The 26,014-nt window shown below is 62.3% G+C and carries 25 protein-coding genes; 12 read left to right on the top strand and 13 right to left on the bottom strand.

The genetic code is table 11. The features are described 5' to 3' along the window. Positions 1-68: 68 nt before the first annotated feature. Positions 69-1,535 (bottom strand): MbnB/TglH/ChrH family RiPP precursor modification enzyme, encoded by a 1,467-nt coding sequence (locus tag LF63_RS06850; RefSeq protein ID WP_052394794.1) that lies wholly within the window; start codon positions 1,533-1,535, stop codon positions 69-71. Further along, complete coding sequence (locus LF63_RS16035; RefSeq protein WP_043100563.1) at positions 1,532-1,768, bottom strand: hypothetical protein; 237 nt, start codon at positions 1,766-1,768, stop codon at positions 1,532-1,534. The genes LF63_RS06850 and LF63_RS16035 overlap by 4 nt, the downstream gene beginning before the upstream one ends. A 400-nt stretch (positions 1,769-2,168) precedes the next feature. Between LF63_RS16035 and LF63_RS06840 the strand changes: the two genes are divergently transcribed. Both LF63_RS06840 and LF63_RS06835 read left to right on the top strand, forming a co-directional pair. Further along, positions 2,169-4,109 carry a CocE/NonD family hydrolase gene (locus LF63_RS06840; RefSeq protein ID WP_043100561.1) on the top strand — a complete coding sequence of 647 codons (1,941 nt, stop codon included), beginning with the start codon at positions 2,169-2,171 and terminating at the stop codon, positions 4,107-4,109. A gap of 196 nt (positions 4,110-4,305) precedes the next feature. Beyond that, entirely contained in the window at positions 4,306-5,061 is a 756-nt protein-coding gene (locus LF63_RS06835; RefSeq protein ID WP_043100559.1) for a M90 family metallopeptidase, read from the top strand. A 246-nt stretch (positions 5,062-5,307) separates the two neighbouring features. Here the strand turns inward: LF63_RS06835 and LF63_RS15800 are convergent, their stop codons facing one another. Beyond that, entirely contained in the window at positions 5,308-6,789 is a 1,482-nt protein-coding gene (locus tag LF63_RS15800) for a hypothetical protein (protein ID WP_152569181.1), read from the bottom strand. A 335-nt stretch (positions 6,790-7,124) separates the two neighbouring features. Between LF63_RS15800 and LF63_RS06830 the strand changes: the two genes are divergently transcribed. The 4 genes from LF63_RS06830 to LF63_RS15955 all read left to right on the top strand — a co-directional run bounded on the left by LF63_RS06830 (position 7,125) and on the right by LF63_RS15955 (position 8,426). Beyond that, on the top strand, positions 7,125-7,433 hold the full coding sequence (locus tag LF63_RS06830) for a zinc-dependent peptidase (RefSeq protein ID WP_081945125.1): 309 nt from the start codon (positions 7,125-7,127) through the stop codon (positions 7,431-7,433). Further along, complete coding sequence (locus tag LF63_RS16480; protein WP_425477061.1) at positions 7,433-7,687, top strand: DUF2256 domain-containing protein; 255 nt, start codon at positions 7,433-7,435, stop codon at positions 7,685-7,687. Before LF63_RS06830 ends, LF63_RS16480 begins: the two co-directional genes overlap by 1 nt. Positions 7,688-7,866: 179 nt before the next feature. Next, entirely contained in the window at positions 7,867-8,193 is a 327-nt protein-coding gene (locus LF63_RS06825) for a PadR family transcriptional regulator (RefSeq protein ID WP_152569269.1), read from the top strand. A gap of 62 nt (positions 8,194-8,255) precedes the next feature. Next, on the top strand, positions 8,256-8,426 hold the full coding sequence (locus tag LF63_RS15955; protein WP_154662671.1) for a hypothetical protein: 171 nt from the start codon (positions 8,256-8,258) through the stop codon (positions 8,424-8,426). A 341-nt stretch (positions 8,427-8,767) separates the two neighbouring features. Here the strand turns inward: LF63_RS15955 and LF63_RS06820 are convergent, their stop codons facing one another. After that, a complete protein-coding gene (locus LF63_RS06820; protein WP_043100555.1) occupies positions 8,768-8,962 on the bottom strand; it encodes a hypothetical protein in 195 nt (64 codons plus the stop codon). Positions 8,963-9,328: 366 nt separating this feature from the next. Between LF63_RS06820 and LF63_RS06815 the strand changes: the two genes are divergently transcribed. Next, positions 9,329-9,751 carry an ankyrin repeat domain-containing protein gene (locus LF63_RS06815; protein WP_043100553.1) on the top strand — a complete coding sequence of 141 codons (423 nt, stop codon included), beginning with the start codon at positions 9,329-9,331 and terminating at the stop codon, positions 9,749-9,751. A 457-nt stretch (positions 9,752-10,208) separates the two neighbouring features. On the opposite strand, the gene LF63_RS06810 is transcribed toward LF63_RS06815, so the two are convergent. From LF63_RS06810 to LF63_RS06800, 3 genes are all read right to left on the bottom strand, one after another. Further along, positions 10,209-11,267: a hypothetical protein gene (locus LF63_RS06810; protein WP_043100552.1), complete on the bottom strand. Its 1,059-nt coding sequence runs from the start codon at positions 11,265-11,267 to the stop codon at positions 10,209-10,211. A gap of 157 nt (positions 11,268-11,424) precedes the next feature. Next, positions 11,425-12,717, bottom strand: a complete 1,293-nt coding sequence (locus LF63_RS06805; protein ID WP_235205282.1) for an MFS transporter — start codon at positions 12,715-12,717, stop codon at positions 11,425-11,427. Positions 12,718-13,530: 813 nt separating this feature from the next. After that, complete coding sequence (locus LF63_RS06800; RefSeq protein ID WP_235205281.1) at positions 13,531-14,667, bottom strand: FG-GAP repeat domain-containing protein; 1,137 nt, start codon at positions 14,665-14,667, stop codon at positions 13,531-13,533. Between the two features lie 500 nt (positions 14,668-15,167). Between LF63_RS06800 and LF63_RS16345 the strand changes: the two genes are divergently transcribed. Next, on the top strand, positions 15,168-15,878 hold the full coding sequence (locus LF63_RS16345) for an ESPR domain-containing protein (RefSeq protein ID WP_052394792.1): 711 nt from the start codon (positions 15,168-15,170) through the stop codon (positions 15,876-15,878). Between the two features lie 151 nt (positions 15,879-16,029). Here the strand turns inward: LF63_RS16345 and LF63_RS16125 are convergent, their stop codons facing one another. Then, on the bottom strand, positions 16,030-16,611 hold the full coding sequence (locus LF63_RS16125) for a hypothetical protein (protein ID WP_184655163.1): 582 nt from the start codon (positions 16,609-16,611) through the stop codon (positions 16,030-16,032). Between the two features lie 38 nt (positions 16,612-16,649). On the opposite strand from LF63_RS16125, the gene LF63_RS15795 reads away from it, so the two are divergent. Both LF63_RS15795 and LF63_RS16120 read left to right on the top strand, forming a co-directional pair. Continuing rightward, positions 16,650-17,576: a hypothetical protein gene (locus LF63_RS15795; protein WP_152569267.1), complete on the top strand. Its 927-nt coding sequence runs from the start codon at positions 16,650-16,652 to the stop codon at positions 17,574-17,576. Further along, positions 17,558-17,971: a hypothetical protein gene (locus LF63_RS16120; RefSeq protein ID WP_043100549.1), complete on the top strand. Its 414-nt coding sequence runs from the start codon at positions 17,558-17,560 to the stop codon at positions 17,969-17,971. The genes LF63_RS15795 and LF63_RS16120 overlap by 19 nt, the downstream gene beginning before the upstream one ends. A 167-nt stretch (positions 17,972-18,138) precedes the next feature. On the opposite strand, the gene LF63_RS06785 is transcribed toward LF63_RS16120, so the two are convergent. The 3 genes from LF63_RS06785 to LF63_RS06775 all read right to left on the bottom strand — a co-directional run bounded on the left by LF63_RS06785 (position 18,139) and on the right by LF63_RS06775 (position 22,477). Beyond that, complete coding sequence (locus LF63_RS06785) at positions 18,139-19,536, bottom strand: serine hydrolase domain-containing protein (protein ID WP_200877537.1); 1,398 nt, start codon at positions 19,534-19,536, stop codon at positions 18,139-18,141. Positions 19,537-19,708: 172 nt separating this feature from the next. Then, positions 19,709-20,632: a hypothetical protein gene (locus LF63_RS06780; protein WP_043100547.1), complete on the bottom strand. Its 924-nt coding sequence runs from the start codon at positions 20,630-20,632 to the stop codon at positions 19,709-19,711. 405 nt (positions 20,633-21,037) lie between these two features. Next, positions 21,038-22,477: a hypothetical protein gene (locus LF63_RS06775; protein WP_043100546.1), complete on the bottom strand. Its 1,440-nt coding sequence runs from the start codon at positions 22,475-22,477 to the stop codon at positions 21,038-21,040. A gap of 482 nt (positions 22,478-22,959) precedes the next feature. Here LF63_RS06775 and LF63_RS16115 point away from each other — a divergent pair, with 482 nt between their 5' ends. Next, positions 22,960-23,109 (top strand): hypothetical protein, encoded by a 150-nt coding sequence (locus LF63_RS16115; RefSeq protein WP_184655033.1) that lies wholly within the window; start codon positions 22,960-22,962, stop codon positions 23,107-23,109. A gap of 211 nt (positions 23,110-23,320) precedes the next feature. After that, the gene (locus LF63_RS06770) at positions 23,321-23,758 is read left to right on the top strand and encodes a nuclear transport factor 2 family protein (RefSeq protein ID WP_043100545.1); all 438 of its coding nucleotides are present in this window, start codon (positions 23,321-23,323) and stop codon (positions 23,756-23,758) included. 28 nt (positions 23,759-23,786) lie between these two features. Here the strand turns inward: LF63_RS06770 and LF63_RS06765 are convergent, their stop codons facing one another. Further along, positions 23,787-24,485 (bottom strand): transposase, encoded by a 699-nt coding sequence (locus LF63_RS06765; protein WP_043103345.1) that lies wholly within the window; start codon positions 24,483-24,485, stop codon positions 23,787-23,789. 1,034 nt (positions 24,486-25,519) lie between these two features. Then, on the bottom strand, positions 25,520-25,918 hold the full coding sequence (locus LF63_RS15785; protein ID WP_152569266.1) for a hypothetical protein: 399 nt from the start codon (positions 25,916-25,918) through the stop codon (positions 25,520-25,522). Between the last annotated feature and the right edge of the window lie 96 nt (positions 25,919-26,014).

Here is a 26,014-nt window from a genome sequence, read left to right as displayed (position 1 = left end):
CCTTCCGCGCGCATTGGTTGCGAGGAAAGTCTGCGTTGCGCCCTCCGTGACGGCGGCGATGCGATCGATCAGCCTGCCTCCAGCGGCGCACGCTCGACCGCCCGTGGCGTCACCTCCACCTCCACGTCGAGCGTGGGCAGAACCTCGGGTGCATGGCCCGCTTGCAAAGCCCGGATCAGCCGGTTCGGATCGCAGGTGAATGGCACCGTCTGCGCCTGACCGGAGATTTCCGCGCGGTGCGCCGCGAGCTCGAACGCCAGCAGTTCGTCGAGATGCGGCAACAGGTTCTGCGCGCTCAGGAACTGGGCAAATCCACGCGCCTCCTCGGACATGAAAGGCTCCGGCGACGCCCGCAGCCAGTACGCATGCAGCAAGGCCCTGAAACCGTCCTCACCCCGCGCCAGCAGGAGATAGCGCGTCGATAGCGGCAAGGATTCGGCCACCGTGCCCATGCGCACCGCATCGATCAAATCCCGGTAAATCTCGACTGCGGGATCGGCGATCGGCGCATCGACCTCCTGCGCACTGCGATCCACCGCTTGACGCAGGCGCGCCTCCCAAGCCTGTGGCGACGGCAGCGTCTGCGAATCCACGGCATGCGCGCTGCATGCGCAGCTGCCGGCATCCGCTGTCGCATCGCTCTGTCGCGCGTCGCGCAGTGACCAGATCTCGCGCAACATCGCGCCGCATTGCATCAGATCCGCCGCGTCGTAGCCGGCGCGCTGCAGATAATCCGGCATGATCTCGAACACCAGCGCATGCAGCGAAGGCAAGCGCGGCACGACGGACCGCGCCAGCGTCAGCAATGCCTGTGGCGGCAAATCGGAATGCGCATCCAGCCAGTAGCCCTTGTACGGCTGGCCGCCGGCGACGTGCATTTCCCACACGCGCTCGAGCGGCAACGCGTCCAGCACGGACGCGACCGACGCCCGGCCGTTGCGCTCGTTGGTCCACAGATTGTGCAGATCGAGCAGGATGCCGCAGTCGGCACGCTCGGCCACCGCGCCCCAGAACACGCCGTCGGGCAGCTCGCCGTCGAGCGGCCGCAGGTAGTTGACGCCCGTCTCGAAGGCGAACGGCAAACCGAAGGCATCCTGCAGCCGGTGGATGTTGTCGACCATCGTCGCCACCGACGCCCACGATTGCAGCGGCGGCATCAGAAAACCGAACGCGCGGCGAGCGCCCCCCTCGCCGGTCGCAAGCAGACTGGCGTGCTCGCTCCACCACGGCGGCCGCAACCGATCGAAGGTTTCCCGCAGCGCGGGAAGATGGCGCGCGTCGAACGATGCGCCGCCCCCCACGGCACAACCGACACTGTGAACCAGCACAGGACGCCGCTGCGCCTGCATGCGCTCGAAAGCGGCATCATGCAAGCGAAGCGGCCCGCCGCCCGTACCCGGTCCCGCCGTGACCGCATGCGTCCAGAAGGCCTGCGGCTCGACTTCGATCAGATCCCAGGCGGCCAGGCTCGATTCGATGCTTGCCTCGAGTCCCGGCAGCCAGACGATGCCGGCGCCGAGATCGGGAAGCTTCACTGACCGATCACGCTCGACTCGAACACTTTGCCCTTGATGTCGACCATGAAATTGCGCGTGATGTCCCAGCGGATGTCGTGCCCCGACGTGCAGGCCGGGCAACCCAGGCGCCCGAGAATGTCCTTCTGCACCTTGGAGAACTTGTCGAAGTTGTGCAGGATTTCGGCAGGCACGCTGACCCGAATGACGTTGGTCTTCTGCGGCGACAGCGGGTGCTTGATATCGATGGCCATGTTCGTCTCTCCCTATGCTTTTGCGAGTCCTTGACCCGATGAGGATCTGCTCTGGCACGGCGCGAACGGGGCGAGACGCGCCCACGAAGACGTCGTGCAGGCAGGTCACGAACACTACGCCGATGACGCGCCACGACAATCCACAGGAGGTCGTAGGAAGACGCCTACAGGAAAGCGGCGCAACGCCGCGCGATCGCGACGATGACGTGCGCCCTGTCGCATGCAGCACGGCGGAAACGGCATCGCGACCATCGCCGCGGTTGGCGTCATGCCCATCGCCGCAGGCTGCGCAAGACGTGACATCGACCACGACTTGCCAAAGCCCGCCCTGCTTTTTCATAGTGTCGGGATGCAACCGCGGATATCGACGCGCTGCATCCCGACGACGAGGACTCCTCCCATGAACAAAGCATTTCTGGCTTCGGCGCTTCTGGCGCTGACCGGTCTCTACGCATCGGCCGGCCTGGCCGCGCCGCCCGCCGACGCCGGCCACGATCGTGTCACCCCGGACATGATCCAGACCGGATCGGACATTCCCGCCCACTGGAAACAACCCGAAGGCAACTTCGACTACACCCGGCGCGAAGTGATGATCCCGATGCGCGACGGCGTGAAGCTGCACACGGTGATCCTGACCCCAAAGGACGCGAAGAACCTGCCGATCATCCTCAACCGCACGCCCTATCAGGCCGACGGTTGCGCGCCGAACAACAGTCCGCATCTGGTCGACGCGGTGTGGTCGGGCATGAAGGCCTGGGCCGACGGCAGCTTCATCATCGCGTGCCAGGACATCCGCGGTAAGTACGGTTCCGAAGGCAAGTACGTGATGACGCGTCCGCCGCGCGGCCCGCTCAATCCGACCAAGACCGACGACACCACCGACGCCTGGGACACCACCGACTGGCTGGTCAAGCACCTGAAGGATTCCAACGGCAAAGTCGGCATGATCGGCTCGTCCTACGACGGCTGGACCGTGGTCATGGCGCTGCTGCATCCGCATCCGGCACTGAAGGTCGCGGCCCCGGAAAGCCCGATGATCGACGGCTGGATGGGCGACGACTGGTATCACTACGGCGCGCTGCGTCAGATCAATCTGGACTACTTCACAGGCCAGATGACCGCGCGCGGATCGGGACAATCCGTGCCGCGCGAGAACTACGACGATTACACCAACTTCCTCGAAGCCGGTTCGGCCGGTGCCTACGCCGATGCCCACGGCTTCAAGCAGCTGCCGTGGTGGAACCGCTTCGCCGCACATCCGTCCTACGACGCCTTCTGGCAGTTGCAGGCGCTCGACAAGCTGGTCGCCAAGCATCCGTCCAACGTGCCGACCATGTGGCTGCAAGGCCTGTGGGATCAGGAGGACATCTATGGCGCCATCCATGCCTGGGAAGCGCTGAAGGAAGCCGGCCATGGCGCCAACAACCATCTGGTGATGGGGCCGTGGTGGCACAGCCAGATCAATCGCGATGGCTGGCACATCGGTCCGCTGAAGTGGCCGGGCAACACCACCGCGCAGTTCCGCCAGGACGTGATGGTGCCGTGGTTCAACCACTACCTGCGCGGCACGCCGATGAAGCAGCCGCTGCCCGAAGCGATGATCTACAACGCGGTCGAGCAGCACTGGGACCGCTTCAACGACTGGAAGGTGGCGAGCCGGCAGAAGCGCACGCCGCTGTACCTGCAGGCGAAGTTCGGCCTCGGCTTCGAGACGCCCGCCGGCGGCAGCGACAGCTACGTGTCCGATCCGGCCAAGCCCGTGCCGTACCTGCCGCGCCCGATTCCGGCCCATGACGAAGACCGCTGGCGCACCTGGCTGGTGCACGACCAGCGCTTCGTCGAAACGCGCCCGGACGTGCTGTCCTACGTCACGCCGGTGCTGACCAAGACCGTGACGGTCCAGGGTGCGCCGATCGCCGACCTCTACGCCAAGACCACCGGCACCGACGTCGACTTCGTGGTCAAGCTGATCGACGTCTATCCCGGCACGGTCGCGGGCGATCCGACGATGGGCGGCTACGAGCTGCCGGTATCGCTGGACATCTTCCGCGGCCGCTACCGCAAGAGCTTCGCGCACCCATCGCCGGTGCCGGCCAACCAGGTGCAGCAGTATCAATTCCGCCTACCCTCGGTGAACTACGAGTTCAAGCCCGGCCACCGCATCATGGTGCAGATCCAGTCGAGCCTGTTCCCGCTCTACGACCGCAACCCGCAGACGTACGTGCCGAACATCCTGTTCGCCAAGCCCTCCGACTACACCAAGGCGACGATCACCATCGAGCACGGTGCGCAGGGACGCAGCGCGGTGCTGTTGCCCGTGGTCGCAGGCACGGAGGACTGAGTTTCACGCCGGCTCGCGTTCGCGCAGGTCGGCGTTCCCGCTACACCGGCCGAATACGCCGGAACGGAGGCCACCTGCCCTGCGCATGGCCTCCGTTTTTTCATGCACGATTCGATGCTGCCCGGATCGCATCGCGCTTGAGAACCTGCAAGCGGACCCCGATCTTGAACCTCTCGTTGCCCGGCATCAGGTGACCATGTTCAACGCGATCCGCAACTGGCGCATCCGCCGCACGGTGGCCCGCCATCCCATTGCCGAACCGCTGTGGCGAGCCGCGCTCGAACGCTGCGCGCCGGCACGCCGACTGGGCGCGTCCGACCAGGCCACGCTGCGGGTGCTGGCCACCTTGTTCCTCGACCGCAAATCGCTGGAACCCGTGAAGGGCCTCGAACTCGACGAGGCCGACCGCGTTCTGCTCGCCACCCACGCCTGCCTGCCGATCCTGAAACTAGGCATGGACTGGTACGACGGCTGGCACAGCGTCATCGTCTATCCGGACGCCTTCATCCCGCGCCGCACGCGCATGGACGCCGCCGGCGTGGTCCATCAGACCCGCGAAGTGCTGGCCGGCGAAGCCTGGGGCCGCGGACCCGTGATCCTGTCCTGGGCGGACGTGCTCAACGTGCGCGAGAAACCCGGCCACAACGTGGTCGTGCACGAGATGGCGCACAAGCTGGACATGCTCAACGGCGACGCCAACGGTTTCCCTCCCCTGCACCGTCGCATGGACCGCCGCGTGTGGACCGACGTCTTCTCCAGCGCCTGGGACCGCCTGCGCGAAGCACGATCCCAGGGACTCGAACTGCCCCTCGACCCGTACGCCCTGACCAATCCGGCCGAATTCTTCGCCGTCGCCAGCGAACACTTCTTCGAAGATCCGGCTAACCTGCGACGTAACTTGCCGGAAGTCTATCGGCAACTCGAACTGTTCTATCAGCAGCACCCATACTAAACGATGCGGATACGGTCATCGCAATCCAGACGAAACATAGAGCCTGACCTCGACGACCTGCCGAACATTCCGGTATTTCAATGCCGGACAGTGAAAAGTGCTGGGCTTCACTCCGCTGCATCACGCGGGACTGCCATCAGAAAACTTGCGCCGGGACACTATATAGCTCCCGTGCCCCGACGCTTGCATCAACACAGGATGCTCGATCTCAATACTCGGCCACCGACACGCGCATTTCGAGCCAACTCACTGCGTAGCCATGGCGTACCCGAGAACACCTTCTCTAGTATAGCCCTCGCAGGTCGAACTGGTACTGACCAGATGATGCGAACCAGTATAACAACGGTATAGAGGAACCAGATTCGAAGCGGCACTGGCACTCCCATACGCATAGCCCACGAGTCCAAGATAAGTCTGGCTTTCGCAATTCGAGGACGGCGAGACAAAATAATCCGTGCTACCGGCAACACAACTGTACAAAGGTGTATTAGCGCCTGATTGCGGGGTCTCATAGAGGTACCCCAGAGTTTTGTCGAGCTTAAAAATGCTGGTATCAACGTAGCCGGTAGTCACCTCATACGTCGAGCCATAGGCATAACGTTCCAGAGCAAGCTTGGACGAATTCGGCGTCCAGATCGACCAGGCGATTTTCCAGTGCGATGTGCCTCCGGACTGCCCGCGTTGCGAAGAGGTCGAGTTCCAGGCCGGCCTCGGCAACGAGGTCGATACATACAACTCAATCTGAGGATAGCCGCCGGCATTTACATTGCCGTAAATGTCATGAAGGAAACTGGCAAGGAAGTTGCTCTCGGCACCAGTGAGACTTGTATCAATCGTGGACACCTGCTCCCACGAGGTCGTTCCAGTAAGTAGTGAACTGTTGGGAATACGGTAGACCACAACCCCAATCTGGCCACGCTCGGTCACACCACCAACCGTAGAAGGTGGCCTCGTCGACGTATCAAATGCCGCGTACCAATAACCTGTTTTGTAGTCGTAACCAGCATCGCCCCACGTGGGCGAGTGATAACTGGACTGCCCCATCGTGCCGACTTCATCCAGACCGTTTTCAGTAATCTCGCCCGTAACTGTAAAGTACACACCATCTGTGGATGTGGCCTTGTAATGATGGGCTCCGTGCTCGTAAAGCAACCAGATACCCGCTTTGCCATCGTGGTTATAAGCGGCAGGCTGTCCCATGCCGTAGGCATTGTTCTGTGCATCCTGCGACGTGTACATGATGACGGGCTGTGGATACTTCACCCATGAAACACCATCATTGGAAAATGCAACACCGATGCTATTGAGAGTTCCCGATGACTGACTCGTGCCGACGTAGTACATCGCATATGTATAGTTGAGGCCGTTACCGAAAGGATTCGTGAAGACGCCTTCGACCACTCTCGGATTGCATGTGAAAGCCGAATCCCAGGCTGCGGGCGTTTCCGCCAGCACCGTCTTGGGTCCTTGCACAATCGTCTGCGTACTGACGTCAATCGCTACGTACTGGATCGTGTCGGTATATTGCGAGGGATTATTCGGATTGATGGCCTGAGCGCACCACCAGAATTTTTGCACGCCGTTGCTCTCGATCACCGATGGCGAATAGTTGTAGACATTCGAAAGGCCAACAACCTGGCCACCGTACGTGGTCTTCCCGAAGGCGACGCCCGTCAAAACAGCAAAAGCGCAAATTGCCCAGAACAAACTCCTGATCGCACTATTCATCCTTGTACTTCTCCTTTGCAACCGTGACTACGCATGTCGAAAGCACACGCCTCATCCATAGTATGAAGTTTTATCACAGCCATAGAAACTGAAGTGATCCCATTTCGACCTTTCCAGCAGAGTATTCGACGGACTCATAGGTACGACGTTGATGAGCGCCGTCACCCTTCCCTGGCTCGATCACACACTGGATGTGATGTTCGAATAGAAGGTTGTACGTTCACCATACCCTGCACAATGGCGCTTATCACACTGGTCAGGGCTATCCATCTGTCTTGCCCTGCTGAGCACAAGCAAGGGCTTCACGCAGATTCTGCTAGGCGTACTTTGACTTGATGTCTACGTCATCGCCAAGGCGCAAAAAGCTCTACATGCTCAACGGCGACGCCAACGGCTTCCCGCCGCTGCACCGTCGCATGGACCGCCGCGTGTGGACCGACGTCTTCTCCAGCGCCTGGGACCGCCTGCGCGAAGCACGATCCCAGGGACTCGAACTGCCCCTCGACCCGTACGCCCTGACCAATCCGGCCGAATTCTTCGCCGTCGCCAGCGAGCACTTCTTCGAGCAACCGGCGCAGCTACAGGAGCACCTGCCCGAGGTCTACCGGCAATTGACGCTGTTCTATCGGCAGCACCCGCTGTGATGCCAAGGAGCGGGTGCGTGCGGTCGGCATGCATGGCGTTCCCTCATCGCGGTACCGTATCCGCACAGCGCATCGCAAACGTCCGGCTTTTCATGCATCGCAAAGCCCACCTGCCCAGCAAGATCTGTCCCGTCTGCCAGCGTCCGTTTGCATGGCGCAAAAAATGGGCGCGCGTATGGGACGAGGTGCGTTACTGCAGCGAACGTTGCCGTCGGCATGCTGCCGCCATGAGAGACATGGATCGGCACCGCTGAGTCGCGACCGAACGTCTCCACACCTTCCATCGTTCCCGCACGCCCGGCCCCGGGGATCAGTGCGGTGGCGCTCTTGCTCGTACATCCGCGCAAACCCATCGCATCCCCGTCATCCCGTTGCATACCGATGCCGGCGCTCCTGCATTGACATACATAGAACCTCAATGCATGATGCCGCTATGTTCGAGAAAGACCTCGTCGCTGCGACCTCGCGCACTTTCGTTCTCTCCATCCTCACGGAAGGCGATTCCTACGGCTACGAGATCATCCAGCGCGTCGCCGAGCTGACCGACGGCGCGCTGATCTGGACCGACGGCATGCTGTACCCCGTACTGCATCGCCTGGAAGACGGCGGGTGCGTGCGCTCGTACTGGCAGCCGTCGCCGACCGGACGCAAGCGCAAGTACTACGCACTCACCGACGTCGGGCGCGACGAACTCGACGACCGAAAGCGGCAATGGCGCGTGGCCAACGACGCTCTCCTCGCTCTATGGCCCGATGCATGACCCACGTCCGGAGCATCTGGCCGGATTCCGAACGACACGACCCAACTTCGCGGAGCAGACCCATGGATACCTTCGGCATCATCGCCTTCACCTTCGGACTGTCGGCGCTGGCCTTCAGCATCAAGAATCACGAACGCATCAATATCCTCGAGAAGAAGCTGAAGGATTTCGACGTCATCCCGCGTGAGTTCAGTTCCGAACCCAGACCCGGAAAGCCGAAACCGGACGCCTGAGCGAACGCTTCAGATCGGAGTTCCGTCTCGCGACCTGCGCCCGCTCGGGCGCAGCGCTGCTGAAATCCCGGTTCCGACAGGGATCGCGACGAGTACGGAATACCGACCGGGTCCGACACGCACCGGTCGGGCCAATCGCCGTGAAGAACCGGAGCACTCCAACGCGCAGCGCACCCAACGCCACGCGCTCGGCGTCGGCATTACACCAAGAAGCCCGCTGGAAACCGTTCGTGCGCGCGGCGTGAACGACCGAAACGCCTGCACACGAAGACGATGCATGCGCTTGCTGAAAAGGCCGGACCCAAAGATCCGGCCTTTTCAGACATCGGATCAACGATCCGTCATACGTCCAGACACTTCCAGTACACGCCGACGTCCGGGTCGGGCGAAATCACCAGAATGGCGTTCTGGCAGCCCGGCGGCGGCGGCGGAATGTCATAGCCCGGCAACGTCGATCCCGGAGCCGCGGCGGCCGTGGAGACGAAACCGCCGATGGTCAGCATGGCAAACGCGGCCATGATCAGAATCTTTTTCATACCCAGTCCTCCCTTACTCTTTCCGTGGCAAAGATGCTTCTGACTCGACAGACCGTCAGAAGAAGATTCTCGGCATGCCCGGATTCCATGCGGCATGCCCTGCCATCCAACTCGCCGGAGTCATCGAAGTCAAGGCGAGCCAGAAAACACTCAAACAGGTAGGCTGATGCGAACACGCCACATCCTGTATCACCCCGGATTCCGGTTCGCCTGAGAAAAGACATGCGAACGGGCGCAAGATCATGCTCGCCACACATCGCCATGATTCCGACATGTCTTACCGTCTTCACCCTGTGCCTGGGACTCACCTTGGCTGCAAGCGCGCCTGCACCGGCTGCGCAACAGGCACTGCACGCAAGACATCGCATGCATGACCCGAACGCCAAAGGGCCCAACCACTGGCCCGTCATCTTCGATGCGATCGAGGCCGAGGACCACGCCCGGGTCGAAGCACTGTTGAATGACGGAGCAGACATCGAGATCGCCGGCTTTCAGGGCGCCACACCCGTGCTAGCCGCAGCGATCATCGACGACTGGCCGATGGTGCTCTACCTCCTGCATCGTGGCGCGCGGGCGGATGTCGCAGACAGACGCGGATTCACTCTGCCCTACCTTGCTGCAACCAGTCGCGTCGACCTGCACAGCCGTTACGGCAAGGCACTGCTGGAGACACGCAAGATCCTCGATCAGCGAGGCCTCGCGCAGTACGGCTACGCGCCCGAGCAGGTCCGGCGGATGATGCACGAGGGCACCTGGCCGCCATTGTCGAATGAGAAACACCCATTCTGATACCGTTCCGTTCACGCATCGCGTCCGCCGATCCAAAAACAAAAAACGGCACTTGGGTCGTGGCGCAGCATGGACCTCCTGACGAGCAACACGGCGAACAAGGCGGAAGACTGGCCGCAAGCATGTGCTCGACGCGCGAGGCGTAGACCCACTGACAGACGACGATGACCGGGCTGTCGGCCGTATGGTATCGGGCTCTCCAACACATCGCGCGCAGGATTCAGAAGGACCCGCATACGATGCCGCCTCATGCACCGTTGAAGACGCCTGCTAACGCATCAAGATTCGGGACGCCGATGTCACGGCACATCAACGGCGTCAACCAGCATGACGCGCCCGTGTGGCCCGATCGAGAGCGCGCGGGACCTCCCGCTCAACGAAAGACATGCACGGGTCGTGACCCGATCTAGAGCAGGGCCATGCCAGCCCCGGGCAAAGCTCCACGATGAAGCGCCGCCTAAAGCGGCTTGAACTTCAACGCCAGAGGACTGCGCCGCAAGCGATACATCGCATCTTCGGGATGCGCACGCTGATGATGGCGAGCGCCCTTAGGGAACGTCACGCCATTGCCCATGTAACCGGTGACCGTCATCTTGCTGAAGCGGGATACCGCTTCCTTGGCGAACTCCGGCGCCAGGAACTTGGTGTTGCGCGCAGCGGAGACGCTCTTCGCGCTGGTGTCGTCCATCAGCGGAACCGACTGGCAGGCGGTGATGCGAAGGTCCTGGAACTCGGTCGACAGTCCCGCGTGCTCGAGGTGCTGAACCAGACCGCGCGGACTCAGCGACGGCCCCTGGATCGTGGGTTTGGCATAGATGCCCGGATTGGGTACGTCCTTGGACTCGGGCGTGCCATGCCCGAGCACGTACAGCTTGTCGTCCGCATGGACCCGCGAAAGCGGTTTCGACTTGTCGAACACCGAAGGATAGATATTGTCGTGCCTGACCAGCTCTTTCGGAAACAGGTTCGGCCACTGCTTGTTCCCGCTCGGCACGCGTACCTCGAACGAAGCCGTGGCATTGGCGATACGCGTTTCTTTCAACGACTGATATTGATCGGCGAAAAGCAACTTGTCGGTCTGAGCCATTACGTACTCATGCGGAAGGCTCAGATCATGGCGATCCTTCTCCTCCTGCAAGGCGATCTTGCGTTGCTCGTCACTCAGCGACTTGTTGTGGACAATCTGGCGCACGCGCATCTTGTGCGTCATCCCGGCCCTGACTACCTCGCTGTGATGCTGACGCATGACCGTGTCGGCGCGATCCAGCTTCTGCTTCCATTTGTGCAACCGCACCGCACGCTTGGCTTCGAGTGCGTTGGCGGCTTCCTCGGAAGGGGCGATCAGGGCATGAGCGGTTTTGCCCTTGGCGACCCGCACCATGTTCTCGCCGATTGCCGAATCGAGCGCGGCTTCGCCGCCGAACGGCGTGTAGAGATACGTCTTGCGTTCCCGCGCGGGCTTGATCGACGTGAAACCGCCGCCGCTGCGTGCCTTGCCGCTTCCGCTGGTATCCATGGACCTGCTTCCCTGCCGTCGATGCCGTGGTCGCCGAGATCGACCCGGCCGCGTGCGGCGGGCAGTCTGGCGTCAAACGACTATAGACCTGCGGCAGGCTCGCTTCCAGCGTTTGCAAAGGATCCGTGCGACATCGGGGACGCCCCCTTTCTGTCCATTACGTCACACGCTCTCCGGCCGCCACGCGAACGGATGTCACGCCCCAGGGCGAGGGCTGCATCCGCAGACGCAAACGACCTCCCTCTCGGACTAGCCGCATGTTCCGGTACTTGATCAGATAGGCCAGCGCCACCCCGGCGGACACGACGCCGGACAACCCACCGACACCCAGCGCCCAGCGTGCGCCGAAGTGGTCGACCACCCAGCCGACCATCGGCGCGCCGGCCGGCGTACCGCCCATGACCACGGCGATGCGCAGCGCCAGCACCCGCCCGCGCATGGCGCGCTCGGTGGTCAGCTGCATCATGGAGTTGCTGGCGGTCATGAAGGTCAGTGCGGCCAGACCCACGAAGAACAACACGACCGCGAACAGCATCGCATTGGGCATCATGGCCGCGAGCGCGACGCTCACGCCGAAGCCGGCCGCCGAGGCGCCCATCAGAAGCATGCCGGGAAACGGCCGACGCGCCGAAAGCAGCGCGCCGCACATGGTGCCCGCCGCCATCGCCGCGGACAGCAAACCGTACTGGCTGGCGCCGCCGTGGAACACCGTGACCGACATGGTCGAAATGAAAATGGCGAAATTGAAGCCGAAGGTGCCCAGCAGAAACAGCATCACCAGCACCGCCATCAGATCGGGACGCTGCCACACATAATGGAAACCCGAAAGATAACCGCCGCGCGTACGCTGCGGTTTCTCCTCGACCAGCAGTTCGTGCACGCGCAGACGCCCCAGCGCCACCATCATCAGGGCATAGGTGCCCGCGTTGACGATGAACAACCAACCTTCCCCGACCACGGCGATCAGCACGCCGGCAATCGCCGGACCGACCATGCGCGCCGCGTTGAAGGACGCCGAATTCAGGGCGACCGCATTGGACAGGATGTCATCGTCGACCAGATCCGACACGAACGCCTGCCGCGCCGGCGCATCGAACGCGGTGACGATACCCAGCAACAACGCAAAACCGTAGACCTGCCACAACTGCACCACACCGGTCAGCGTGACCACGCCCAGCCCCAGCGCCAACAGACCGGCCACGCCCTGGGTGACCAGCAACAACTTGCGGCGATCCAGATGATCGGCGGCGTACCCGCTGAGCGGCAGCAGCAACAGCGCCGGTCCGAACTGCAGCGCCATCACCGTACCCACCGCCGTTGCGCTGTGATGGGTCAGCACAGTCAGCACCAGCCAGTCCTGCCCGATCCGCTGCATCCAGGTGCCCACGTTGGACACCAGCGCCCCCCAGGACCACTGCCGGTAGTTGTAGCTGCGCAGGGAATGGAACATGCCGCTCATGAAGTGCCTGGCGATCGGCCGATGTAGCCGACGAGTGTACCCGGCTTGCAAGACCGGGAGTGCACGCAGATCGGGCGCACGAGAAGTACGCATCGTACCCTAGCGCGCATCGAGCGCCTGAAGAAGGTCGACACGCTGCTCTTCGGCGGTCGGCCTCCATGCCGCCACATACGGCTCGGCCGTCATTTCCGCAGCGATCAAATCTCGCCGCTACTTTTCTCAGGCCCGATTCTGCAGGACGGTAAGATTCATCCATGCACATGTCTCGACGCAGCCGATCGGCACACCTATACCGCGGGCATGGTACGTTCCGAAATGGAATTCGGCTTCCGCATTCCCCTGCGCGGCGGCCCTCCGATTCCAGAACAAGGCTTCGTCATCGTCCAGGGCCACGCCATACCCGTACGCTCGCCGAGCGCGAACTGCGTGTCGACGCTGATGGCCTACGTTTCAACCATCAACCTTTTCAGGGCTTGGCGGCTACCCTCGCCTGCCCGCTTGCACCCTCTGCGCAAGAACCGTCTCACCTACCACCATGTCCGCCGTTCTGATGGATCGATGCAAACCGGGCAGAGACATCAACGCAAGATGCACCACAGCGACACTGCGAATTCTTGCGCGTTTTCCGGACACAGGCGTCGATACGTTCATGCGTACGCTCGTCGGAGCGGTTGCGCTCCGACGTCACTTCTCGCATACAGCTTGATCTATTCCGGAAAGTACAAGTCCGCGCATCCGAAACTACAAGGACCAAGCACGGTGATTCGAATAAAAGAATCCTGACGCTTTTGTCACGCCTGTGGGTCAGCCTCCAGATGGTCCGAAATAAATCTGGTCGTTCCGGTACCACGGCGCTCCGACAACATACCAATCGATAGGAAGACTTTTGTAGAACGACGACGAGCTGAACGTGGGAGACTCAAAGTTGATATTACTCACTTCAACCACCTGCGGGTACGGCATGTAGTCACCTCGCCCCGTCATGATGGACATCGGGTGGGCAGAATATGTCCCGAACGGGCGGTAGTAGATTGCCCCAGAGCGATGCGAGTTGGGGAACCAACCTCCCGTCGTTCCGTCGTACAAGGTATTCGAAAGAACGTGACCCTGATCGTCCATCACCCGGTCCCAGCTGTAGCTTTCTTCATGTCCCTCTGTGGAATCAAGCGTAACCAGCCACAAAGAAGGATATTGATCATTTTCCTGCCCCATGATGAATGCTGCATCCAGATGATAAGTATCGCCAGCACGCGCAAGATTGCCGATGAAATAGGAATGAAAGCCTCCAGAGGACTGCGCATCCCAGTCATAGAAATCTCCGTCCTGCCCCTCCCAGACCAAGCTCGCGCGCCGGGCTTGGCCGAAATAGCCAATAGCTACAATCCGATAGCCCGGCGTAATGTCAAAGGTCCGGACCCCAATGCGCTTACTGCCGTTCATCAGCCAATAGCCGAACTGATGCGTCGCCTCGTTCTTCCAGAGCAGATCTGGATGCCCGTCACCGTTGATATCCACGGCGCCCAGCAATTTCCAGCCATCGGGATATGTACCGATCATCGTCGACCGGAAGCCGCTCCCACTCGAGGACCACAGATAGAGGTCGTCGTTCGCACTGGTCCATACCAGATCGACTCGATTGTCGCCGTTGAAGTCACCTAAGGCCCCGATCATGTAGCCCATGGTCACCTGAAAGGTGCGCAGCGCGGCTCGATGAAAGTCGCCGTTTGAGTCGATGGTCATCGTCCAGTAGCCGAACTGCGACGTCGTCGGATCGAACCAAAGCATGTCCGATACGCCATCTCCATCGATGTCATTGGGCACGTACGCACTTCCGGGCTGGACATTGGGCTGCAGCACGGGCATGTCGAAAAAGCTCGCGGACTGCGCATGCGCTGACGACATCGACACGACAAAGAAAAAGAAGACAACCACCCTCTTCATGTACATGTTCACCCCCTGGATAAAGACTCAGTTTAAAACAGATATGCAGCAATCCAATCAGAGAGCCTCTCTCCCTCGCGATGCGTTCAAGGACTGAGCTACCCGGAAGCCGCAAACCGAGAGCAAAGGAGATAACCAGATCAAGCAGACCACCATATCCATAACTCAGCCAGGCTCAGCAGTCTCGGTCTAAGTCCACGATATCGCTCGATGCACAACAACGAACGCGGTCCGTCTCAATGAGCTGCGGGAAGGGGTTGGCAGAGGTGACATCCGACCGATCATGACCAGTTTGCCCATCATACTCACGCGCACAGCTCCGACCTGAAGGTCACTATCGATGATGAGGCCGAGCCCCTTTGATCGACCATGCGTCAGCACACATGGCACTCCGACCCTGCATGCCCAGCGGATTCCGCGCCAGCACGGCATTTGCCTGACCGTACTCAATCAAGTCAACATGGCCCAATTGCCAGGATGCATCGTCCAGCAGGGGCGCCGTGAATCGGGTATATCGTCTCTTCTTCAATCGCGCGCTCGGCGTGGTCCAGGTCATCTCCGAATTGGGCAGTGCCCAGGGCCGGAGCGCCAGTCCCGCGACGGGACCATGGCGCCTCGCACGCCATGCCGCGGCGCCGCTGGTCACGGCGATCGCCTTGGCATTGGCGATACCCCTCTTGCCAGTGAATCCGGCCCACGACGCGGCCACGACCACCCTGACTACAACGACGGGTGCCAGCGACGGCACCGGAGGTACCGGCGGCAACGGCATCCCCACCAGCAAGGGCGGCAATGGCGGTGCAGGCGGTCAAGCGGGCACCGGCACGGCCACAAACCCCAGCTATGCCAATGCGGATGGCACGGGCGGCGCGGCGTACCGGGGCCCCGGCCTGCCTCAGACCCCCACGACACCGGGTTCCAGCGGCGGCGCGGGCGGCGCGGGCTACGGTGGTGCGGACGGTAACGGCGGCTACGGCTACGGCTACGGCTACGGTGGCGGTGGCGGCGGTCATTTCGGGCAAGGCATCACAGGCACGAGCACCTATCAGTTGCTCAGCGACGACACCCTCAGCGGGGGCTGCGGTGGCAACGGCAGCGACGGCGGCTATGTGCCCGGCCAACTCAATCGCAACACCGTTAGCGGTGAGACGGCGGTACCGGCGGTAGCGGCCATGGCAGCGATGGCACCTCCAGCGGCTACTACTTCTTGAGCAGCAGCGGCAGCAGCGGCGCGGGCATCACGGGAGACGACTTCACCCTGACCAATACCCCTACCGGTACCGCTGCCGGCGGTGCCGGAGGCGTCGGCGGCGCCGGTGGCTATGGCGGCAATGCCGTGGCCGGTTTCAACAGCAACGGGGGCTATTCCGGCTCCGGCTCCGGCAACGGTGGCGACGGCGGCAATGGCGGTGGCGGCGGGCCGGGGGCTCGGGCAACGGGTTCGGCCTGAGCAATGCCGGCACGCTGTCGGGCGGTGACGGCGGCAACGGCAGTGTCGGCGGCTCCGGTGGCGGTGATGCCATTTACACCAAGACCGATGGCGGCAATGGCGGCAATGGCGGTAACGGCGGCAACGGCGGTGTCGGCGGCAACTGCGGTATCGGCGGTGTCGGCGGCAACGGCGGTATCGGCGGCGCGGCCGCGACAGGCGACGATTTCACCGTGACCAACACCCGTACCATCACGGGCGGCAGTGGCGGAGATGGCGCGGACGGCGGCAAGGGTGGCCCCGGCGGGGGCTCCACGATCAGCAGCGGCGAAACCCGCGGTTACGACGGAGGAAGTGGCGGTAGCGGTGGCAATGGTGCTGCGGGCAGCGTGGCTGTCACGGGCAGCGGGTTCACCCTGACCAATGACGCCAGCATCGCCGGCGGCACAGGCGGCACGGGCGGCAGCGGCGGGAGTATGAGCGCCGACGGCGGCGCCGGTGGCATCGGTGCCCACGGCGCCACCACGGCAACGGCAACCAGGGCGGCAACGGCGTGGCGGGGGTCTCTGGCACCGGCTTCACCCTGACCAATGCCGGCACGATCACCGGCGGCCTGGGCGGTCAGAGCAGCGATGGCGGAGCCGGCGGCACCGGTGGCCAGGGCGGAAACGCGCAGAGCGGCGGCACCCCGGGCACCGGCGGTAGCGGTGGTGCCGGAGGCAACGGCGGTGATGGCGGCGCTGCCGGACGTCCCGGCAACGCCAGCGGCCTCTCGGGCAGCGGCTTCACCGTGACCAATACCGGCACCATCGCCGGCAACAATGGTGGCATCGGTGGGAGCGGCGGCAACGCCGGTGCGGGCGGAGACGGAGGCCTCGGCGGCCGTTTCTATTTAAGTAGTAGCCGCACACCCTCCGGCGCTGCTGGCGTTGCCGGGACGTCCGGCAGCGTGGGAGGCGCAGGCGCGGGTGGCGTCGGCATGGTCTCCACCGGCGACTCGACCCTCATCAACAGCGGCACCATCGCCGGCGGCATCGGCGATGCCGGCAATGGCGTCCAGGCCGATGCGGTGGATTTTCGGGGGGCAACAACACGCTCCGACTGCTGTCCGGCGCCCCCCCTGGTCGGCAACGTGGTCAGCACCAGCGGCAGCACCCACGGCGGCGACACGCTAGAACTCGGCGGCACGACGGATGCCACGCTGGACGGCACCCTCTCGGCCAGTGCGCCGACCAGCTTCCGGTACGCCTGTCTTCGCCGGCTTCACCACCCTGCTCAAGACCGGCACCAGCACCTGGACGATCACCGGCGCCAGCGGGACGACACCCAACGCCATCGCGAACTGGTCCGTGCAGGGCGGCATCCTGCAGGTCAACAGCAACTTCAACCCGGCCAGCAGCAACACCCTGACCATCGGCGTGCAGCCCACGTCCACCACGACGGCCACGGCGGGCGCGGACTATGGGTCAGCTTTCGGTGAGCGGCACCGCCGATCTCAACGGCGAAGGGCTCACCGTCGACGTGAACTCGGGCACCTACACCGTGGGCACCCAGTACACCATCGTGAAGGCGGGCAGCCTGACCGGCACCTTCGGTTCAGTGGCCTACAACCCGCTGTTCGCCAGCTACATCACTCTGCAGATCACCTACTCCGGCACGGATGCCCAGCTGACGCTGACGCCTACGCCGGGCTCAGGTTCCGGCTCAGGTTCTGGTACGGACCCTGGTACGGGCTCAGGCACAGGTTCTGGCACGGGTGGATCGTCCGGCGGTTCGTCCGGCAGCCCGTCCGGCGGCTCCACGGGTGGCGGCGACCTCGGTCCGGCGTTCACCACCGGCCAGGGCGTCGCCATTTCCGAAAGGCAACTCCAATGATCCAAACGGAGCGCATCATGGCGCGACGTTTTTGCCCTAGTCCTCCGGTTTCGTTTGCCAGAAAGAAAGCAGGGGTCAGGCGCACGGTCGACCGTGAAATCCATGACGTGCGGTCCGGATCTCTGCCGACGCTTTCGTGAGCCGAGCGCGAGTGCCATCTGCATCGTTTAGACTCTCGCCAGCCTGCCGGTGTACGCCAGTCCCAGCCTGAGCACCGCCCACAGCGGTCCGGTCACTGCGTTTGCAATCAGCGTCCAACCGAAATCGGGCTGAAACAGGAGCACGGTGCCGAGCGGCGCAGCATTCAGTGACGGCACAAGACGCAGACAGACCCACGCCGCGACCAGCGTGGTGAACAACGGAAACCACAGGCTGAACACACCGAACAACCCCGCCCTCGCCTTGGCTCGAAGTCGGTCACGGTAGCGCCACGCCCAAATCATGCTGAGAACGTAGAAGATCGGCAGAAGCACGAATCCGATGAACAGCAATTTCGGCGGCCATCGGGATCCCCCGCTGTCGTCCGTCAGACCCAATGCTCTGTCGGTAATGCCGTCGCGTAGCGGAGCGGTCTCGGCAAAGCCCAGGCCGCTCCCGGCGTTGACCAGCACGACCACCGCCTTCTTCCTGGTGGGCATCATCGTCGCGAGCGATTCAAATCCGGGACTCGCACCGGCGTGCCACACCGTTCCATGTCGGACGTCCACGAACCAGCCGAAACCGTAAAATGGCGACGCCTGGCTCGCCGGACGCATCATCCGCGCCTTGTCGGCGGCGCTCAGAATGTCGTCCTCGCCATTCATCATCATCTGCAGATAGCGCGCCAGATCGCTCGCACTGGCCACGATGCCGCCTTGCGGCGCCGTGGCGCGATCGGTCCTGTTGGTCGACATCGGTTGTTCGGTACCGAACCACGGCCGGTGCCCGGTCGCCATCGCCGCATGGGTTTCGCCATCGGCGACGAAGCTGTGCGTCATGCCGACCGGATGCAGAATGTGGGTCGTCACATAGGCTTGATAAGTCTGCCCGCTCACGACCTCGATCAGGCGGCCAAGTATCTGGTAATTGATGTTCGAGTAGGCCCACCGCGCTCCCGGTTTGTAGGCCGGCGTGACCGTTGCCAACTGCTCGACCCGATCCGCAAGCGCATCCTTGCCATCGGAGCGGCGTGCTGGCCTGGTGTTGCCCTGCATCGTGGAGAAGCCACTCGTGTGGCTGAGCAGCTGACGGATCGTGATGACGCCGCCGGGTCGACCAGAGAAGCCGTCGAGATAGTCCGACAGCTTCGCATCCAGATCGACCTTGCCCGCCTCGACGAGCTGCATCACGGCGAGCGCGGTAAAACTCTTGGAGATCGAACCCGTCAGAAAGGGCGTGTCCGGCGTGAGCTTCCTGTGGCCTCCGGCTCGCGCCACACCGCGCGCGCCCATCGACGCGATCTCGCCATGGGCCACGACGGCATAGGCGACACCGGGCATCCCGGAAGCAGGCATCTCGCGATCGAGAAAGCTGTCGATCGACCCTTCAGGGGCACTTGCACGCACCGTCGCGCTGAGGGCAAGCACAAGTATCCATAGCCATCGGCGCATCATCGCCCCTTCCCCATCACAGTCGAAACATCAGGTCTGGCCCCTGCTGAAACAGCGAAGGCGGTAGCGGAATCGTCTTCCGCCCCATGGCCCCACGTCCAGAGATTGCCCGTCGCTTTTCTACTGTCGCGGCACGCAAGCTGCCCAGTCAACCGACGTTGCCGCCCTTGGTGCCGCCACCGCCCGACGTTTTCGGCGGGGTGGCATCACGGGCTCTTGCGGACGTACTTCCCGTTGCCTTGGGCTCGGACGACGAAAGAGTGGCCGTCTGTACAGATGTAGTCGCCGAGGGACCGCTTGGTTGCCCGCGGGGCGATACCGGCGGCGTATGCGGTCGGACCATGAAACTGCGGCCGTCCTGTTCGATCTGGTCGTGATCGAAGAACTTGATACCGGTCGGTCGCCCAAGCGCTTGCTTCACGCTTTTGCCGTAGCTGCGTTCGACCTCGGCCATCTTTCCTTTTGGAAAGCCTCTGTAGTCGCTGATCTCCAGCCATGCCGGATCGTGATAGTCGCGGATCACGCCAAGGTCGATGTCGCTCTTGCCCTTTTTGCCTTTGTCGAACTCGGTGCCCTGCTTCATGCTGCGACCGGTGACCGAGCTGCCGGAAACGATGACCGTGCCCTCCCGATTCGCCTGCGCCACGGGACGTGTCAGATCCCTGAATTGCTGCATGCTCTCGAAGCCCAGGGGATACCCGCGTTCGCGGACGCCCGAATGGACGCCTTCGGGCCGGGTGAACGAGGGAGGCGGTATCGACGTGCCGGTCGACTTCGGTGCGCCCGTCCCTTGAAGCGCACGCTCCGAACTGGGCGACGCCACGTCGCCGGACGGCTTGAGTGTGACCGTGCTCATCGGGGCCAGGTCGGCGCTGCTCTTGCTTGCATCAGGCGCAAGTGTCGAGGATGTCGCAGAGGCATGCTGCAGGCGCTTCTGCGTGAATGCCTTCCAGGTATTGGCCGCGTTGGTCTGCGCATCTCCTACCGGCGAACCGCCGAGACTCGGGAAATTCGACGCAGGATGCGGCGCGTCGGTCGCAGACTTCTTCGTGACGGACAGGGTCTTGGACAACGGCCCACTGGGCTTGCTCGGAGACTCATGTCGCGTGGGGGGTGGAGAAAGCTTGCGGCCAGACAGCGGCGTCCCGGAATGCGAATCCGGCGCTTTCAACCCGTGCGTTCGACCCGAGCCGCCCTTGCTTCCGGACGAACCCTTGTTTCCTCTACCGCCGCCCTTCGGCATCATGCTTGCACTCTCCGGTCAACGCGAGACAACGCAGAAAAGCCCTCGGGAAATACGCGCCGCCCCGAAACAACAACAGGCGCTCGGTCGCCGCGATGTCCAGGCCATGATGGACACCAAGGCCCTATGCGCCGTCCTTTCCCACGCTCACCGCCGGCACAAAAACACGCGAAGAAGTCAGGTTCAAACCGGCATGAGTGAACCTGCCCCCGCGCCCCTCTTGATCGAAGGCATCTAGGCCTCGCCAGAGGTCATCTCGTGCGCCATGAGAAGCACGGCGAGTCGATTGACGAGGGGCGTCATCTGGTTGGCGGGCCGATGATCGCCACACTGGTCGATGGACACGTACGCGTCACAGCAACCGGGTGGATACACGGACTCTCCGAAGCTCTTCTCTGTCATCTGCTTCGCGGCACCGATCACGAGGGGCGCGTACCCGTCCACGACGGTGGGATCGGCGCGATAGGCCTGAAGGAGGTAGCGCATGAAGACTCCGTTGCCGGTCTGGTAGTCGCCATAGTCGCTACCACCGGGCGGCGAGGTGCCGTACGGGTTGTCATCGCCCAGGCGCAGCCATGGCAGCAAGAACATGCCCACGGCGCCGGACCCGAAGTATCGGCGCGGAGCGTACGCGCGCTCGAACACGGTCGAAACGATCAGGCGATAAGCGCCCGTTCCGCGCTGCGGCATCGTCCCGCCGGCTCGCTCCACTTCGCGCAAGAAACCAAGCAGGAGCCCTTGGTCTCCGGTCCATGCAAGTCGGGAGCAGTATCCGCCATCCCACGCCCGTCGACCTTCATACTCGTGGAAGGTCGACACCCGCTCGCGCACCAGAAACCTGGTAGGAGAAATCGTGAGCGCCAGGGACTCCTCACCGTAAGTGTCGTAAATCCAGCTCATGAACCAGCTCCACTGGTTCGTCCACGCATCCTGGCACGCCGCGAGATTCAGATCGGCCGCCTCGAAAAGGTCCCGGTAGGCGCCGCCCGCCCCCGCCAACGCCAGGCGGAGGGAAAGGATGGCGAAGAGCCCGTTGGTCACCGTGTTCTGGATGGGGGCGAGCGCCACGTCCGCTTCCGTGCAACCGGGATTCGCCGCGACCACATCCGGACTGTACGGATCCCGGATCGGCGCGTTCCACACGCCGCCCGGAGCATAGCGTGGCTTGCGCTCCCCTATCTGGCGAGCGGTCGGCTCGCCCGGAGACCAGGTGTCACGGATGTTGGCCCAGGCGTTCGGCGCACCGATCCGCCGGTCGGCCGAAGGATCGAAATCCTGCCACCCTTCGAGGTCCTTGAAAGGGAATGCGAGATTCGTCGGCTTCCTCGACCAGCCCGGCCCATGCATATACGTCCAGGCGTTGATCGCGGCCTTGACCAGTTCGTTGCGCTGTTTCGGGAAAATCCCCATCTCCGCGGCACGAAGCGTCGCGATGCCCACCCAGGCGAAATCGTCCCACCAATCGCCATTCTTGGTCGGAGAGACGGGTAGCAGAGGGTTCTGGATGATAGAACCGTCTTCGCCACGCGCCATGAAGTAATCGACCAGCGTGTCCAGAACCCATCCGGCCCGCCAGACGTTGTTGGAACCCTCCCACATCGGAAGGAGCTCATCGACCAAGCGGTCGGCCGCGGCCAGAAAAGGGGTAGAAGCATCTCGCTGGGAAGTCGCCATGGGTACGTTCCTTCGTGGGTTGGTAACACGTTCCGTCTGTTCCCGATGCTCCTTCGAGAAAGCCCCGCAGCCATTCACGCAAGCGCCGCAGGCCTGGTCCGCATGGAGCATCGCGATACAGCATGCGCCTTCGGCATCGCCCATGCCACAGGCATGTGCGACCCGGAGCACCCATGCCACGTGCCCATGGGGCAAGTCGCCCGAATCCTGTCCGCGCATCCATGCAAACGGGGCATGTGTACCCGGAACCATTTCGTTCCACGCGAGGGTCGCAAAGGCCCGCCCTGGACCGCCCCGCCCAGTTCAGACCTCGCGGAAGACCGCGAACCTCGCGCCCACCGAGCGAAGAGGATGAATTCCCTCCGCCCCCTTTTTGCCGTTGCAACGGCGTAGACTGGTTCAGCGACGTGTTTCCGGTGGCCGCGCGCGCAATCAATCCGTGTCCAGACCGCTTGTGTGCGACCATCTCCAAGGAGAACGAAATGAGCAAGGGTTTGAATGCAAAGAAAAACACGATGAAGAAACCGGCACTGACGCTCAAGGAAAAGCGCGCGGTCAAACACGCCAAGAAAGCGGACTCGCAAAGCGCGGTCGTCGCTGGCCTGGCCGCCACCGGCAAGCGACACGTCTAGCGTCTGAATGGTGTCAGAGCAAAAATGGTGTCAGGGATAATTACAATCAGTCATGCCCTGCGCTGGCGCAGGACGTCGATTCCGGGAGGTGATGTCAGGGCCATGCGCCGAACACGTCCCATGCAAATGAGTCTGTGCCCGGAACCGATCCTATTTCGGAACGTGGTGTAGCATCGCTACACGTACGTCTTACAACATCACAGGGAACGTCATGTCGTACCGACTCGCAGGACTCATCACCTTACTGGCTGCGGCACCCGTCTACTCGGCCACGGCGGCGACGTGTGGGACCACCACCGCAACCTCCAGCCCTGCCGAGGTCGTCCAAGCCCAGGTCGACGCCTACAACGCGCACGACATCGAGGCCTTTGTGGCCTGCTACGCCGAGGATGCCCGTGTTATCGACCTTTCCGGCAAGCGTCCCGAGGTGAAGGGTCAGGCTGCGCTCAAACAGACATTCGCCTTCCTGGGCAAGGTGCCCAAGAATTTCGGTGTGGACATCGTCAAACGCGTCGTCGATGGACCCGTGGTGATCGACCTGGAACACCTGCACGGTCTTCCGCCCGGCAAGCACGCACCCGATTCACTTGCCGTGTATGAAGTGCGCAACGGCAAGATCGTGAAACTGTGGTTCCCGCCGTCGACCTGATCCGGAGAAATGGTGTGGAGAAATGGTGTCAGGGACCATTTGAGCGATCACGCGGTCTCCCCGGCGGCCGGACCGCAGCGAACCGCCGGGTTCGTGCTTCCACCCACGCACGAAAACGATCCGTTCCAAGCGCCTTCTGTTGCTGAAGATACGTGCGGATCTCATGCACGACCTTATCCGGCAGTGCCTCGGTAAACAGCGCCTTGTACGCAGCCGCACGCTCGGCCGCGTCGGCGCCTAGTTCCAGATAACAGGCATGCGCGGTCAACAGCGGATCCACGCGCCCATCGGCATGCGCCCCGTAGCTCGACCAAGGATGATCGCTGGGGTCGGCCACCATCCATGCCCGCACGGGATTCAGCTCGATATAGCGCGAACAGGCCAGAAAGTAGCCATCCGAGTCCACCAGGCACGACTTGTACCGCCCTTCCCACAGCGTCCCGGTCCGGCCGTGCCGTCCGTTGAACAAACCCACGTAGTTCCGCGCAAAGGTATGCATCAGCCGCGACACCGCACCCTTCTCCTGCGGAGTCAGCAACAGATGCACGTGATTGTTCATCAGCACATAGGCATGCAGATGACAGCCGTAACGCAGCAACGCCTGACGCAGGCATTGCAGGTAGCGCTGACGGTCTTCATCGTCCAGAAAGCACGGCAGGCGGTTGTTGCCACGCTGCACGACGTGCTGTGGAATACCGGGAATATCGAGACGCGGTGATCGAGCCATGCAGCAAGCATCGCCCGACCCGATCATGGCGCACCATCAGAGCACACTGCTGCGCAACGTGCTCCATGCCCCCAAACGCATGTCAGAAATTGTCCCTGGCACCATTTTCCGGAACGCGCGCTAGGCGACCCCGCGTTCCAGGCCATGATCGAAAAAGCCCTGGGCCGCCCCGCCCGAGTCAGGCCCCGTGGACGCCCGCGAACCGCACACCCTCCACGCGAGGAGAATTAATTCCCTCCGCCCCCTATTCGCGCAATGCGCAATGGATAGACGGAACTCACTTTTCCGTCCGCTACGACGACTACCAGCCCCGGGCAGCTCACCGGGCTATGCTGGCAGGTGAAGTCCCACTCCACAGTCATGAGGTTTTTGTGCAAGTCCATGGCAAAGGACTCCTTCGCTAGGGATGCACCGTAGGCTGCGTAGGCCATGCATTCGGGATCGCCAACCCGTATGTCATGGGCGATTACGCGTCTGCCTTGGGCTTGGGTTAGGACGCCCGAAGAGACCAGGCCAGCGACTCGGGCTCGCGTCTCGGTCTCTGCAAACTTCGGTCCGAGCCATATACCGCATTGCTTTTGCGTTATGGATGATTCCGTCATATTCCACCCACTCGGGTAATAGCTTCGACTCCTTTGAGAAGCACAGCTACACAGAAGGGTGGCGCAAGCCATGAAAGTTATGAATCGACGCACTAGCGTGTCCTGCGTTTAGTGACAGATGAATATCGGCACGTTGAGTGCCATGCAAGCTACATATTAAGCGTACCGTTCAGCCCCTGCCCGCCGAAGAAGCCGGAGAACTCTGGCGTCCAAAAAACAGGATTCAGAAAAAATAGCGGGCAGAGCAGACTTCTTATCCTACCATCATGTAAAAGTGCACTCTGACCCCTGTTCTACTCTGTCCTACTCCGCCCCCTTTTTGGGCGAACCGCATACTCTGCGCGTGAGAAAAATTAATTCCCTCCGCACCCTATTCCGACCCTCATCGCACTGAGGAAACCAGCGCCCACCACTGGGCGCTGGCCAGAGAAATTAGCCTGATGATGCGCAGATCGCATAGACGCTCACATTGGCTGAGCTGACTATGCTGACTTGCCCATTCACTTGCCACCCATCGCCTGTATCGGTCGGTCGGCTGGCATAGATGGTGAAATTAGGGTTGATTATGTATCCAGTATAATTTTGTGGCGTCAAGTATTGTGTAGAGCCACCACCAGAATTCGACCCACTATTTATCTCTGAAAAGCCACCACCCGTAACCATATAGCCCGCCGGACAATAAACAGTGACTGTTGTTGGCCATGAGGCCGCTGGTACAACTTGTAATTGAGTGACGGTCACATAATTGGTAGCAAACACAGGCGCGCTAAAGGCTGCGACCATTATCGTGGCACTGATTGCCGAGCACTTCCTCAGAAGCTTTTGATTCATCACATGCATCTCCCTATGTATTTAACGGCAACGCGACATACGAACACACCCCCAGCCCTTGCCGCGATCAGGGTTGGGAGCTTGGTGCGACGAAAA

Origin of the sequence: Oleiagrimonas soli, from assembly GCF_000761445.1 — a bacterium.
Taxonomy (GTDB): domain Bacteria; phylum Pseudomonadota; class Gammaproteobacteria; order Xanthomonadales; family Rhodanobacteraceae; genus Oleiagrimonas; species Oleiagrimonas soli.
The sequence above is the reverse complement of the archived record's forward strand: the minus strand, read 5'-3'. Positions and strand labels throughout refer to the sequence as shown.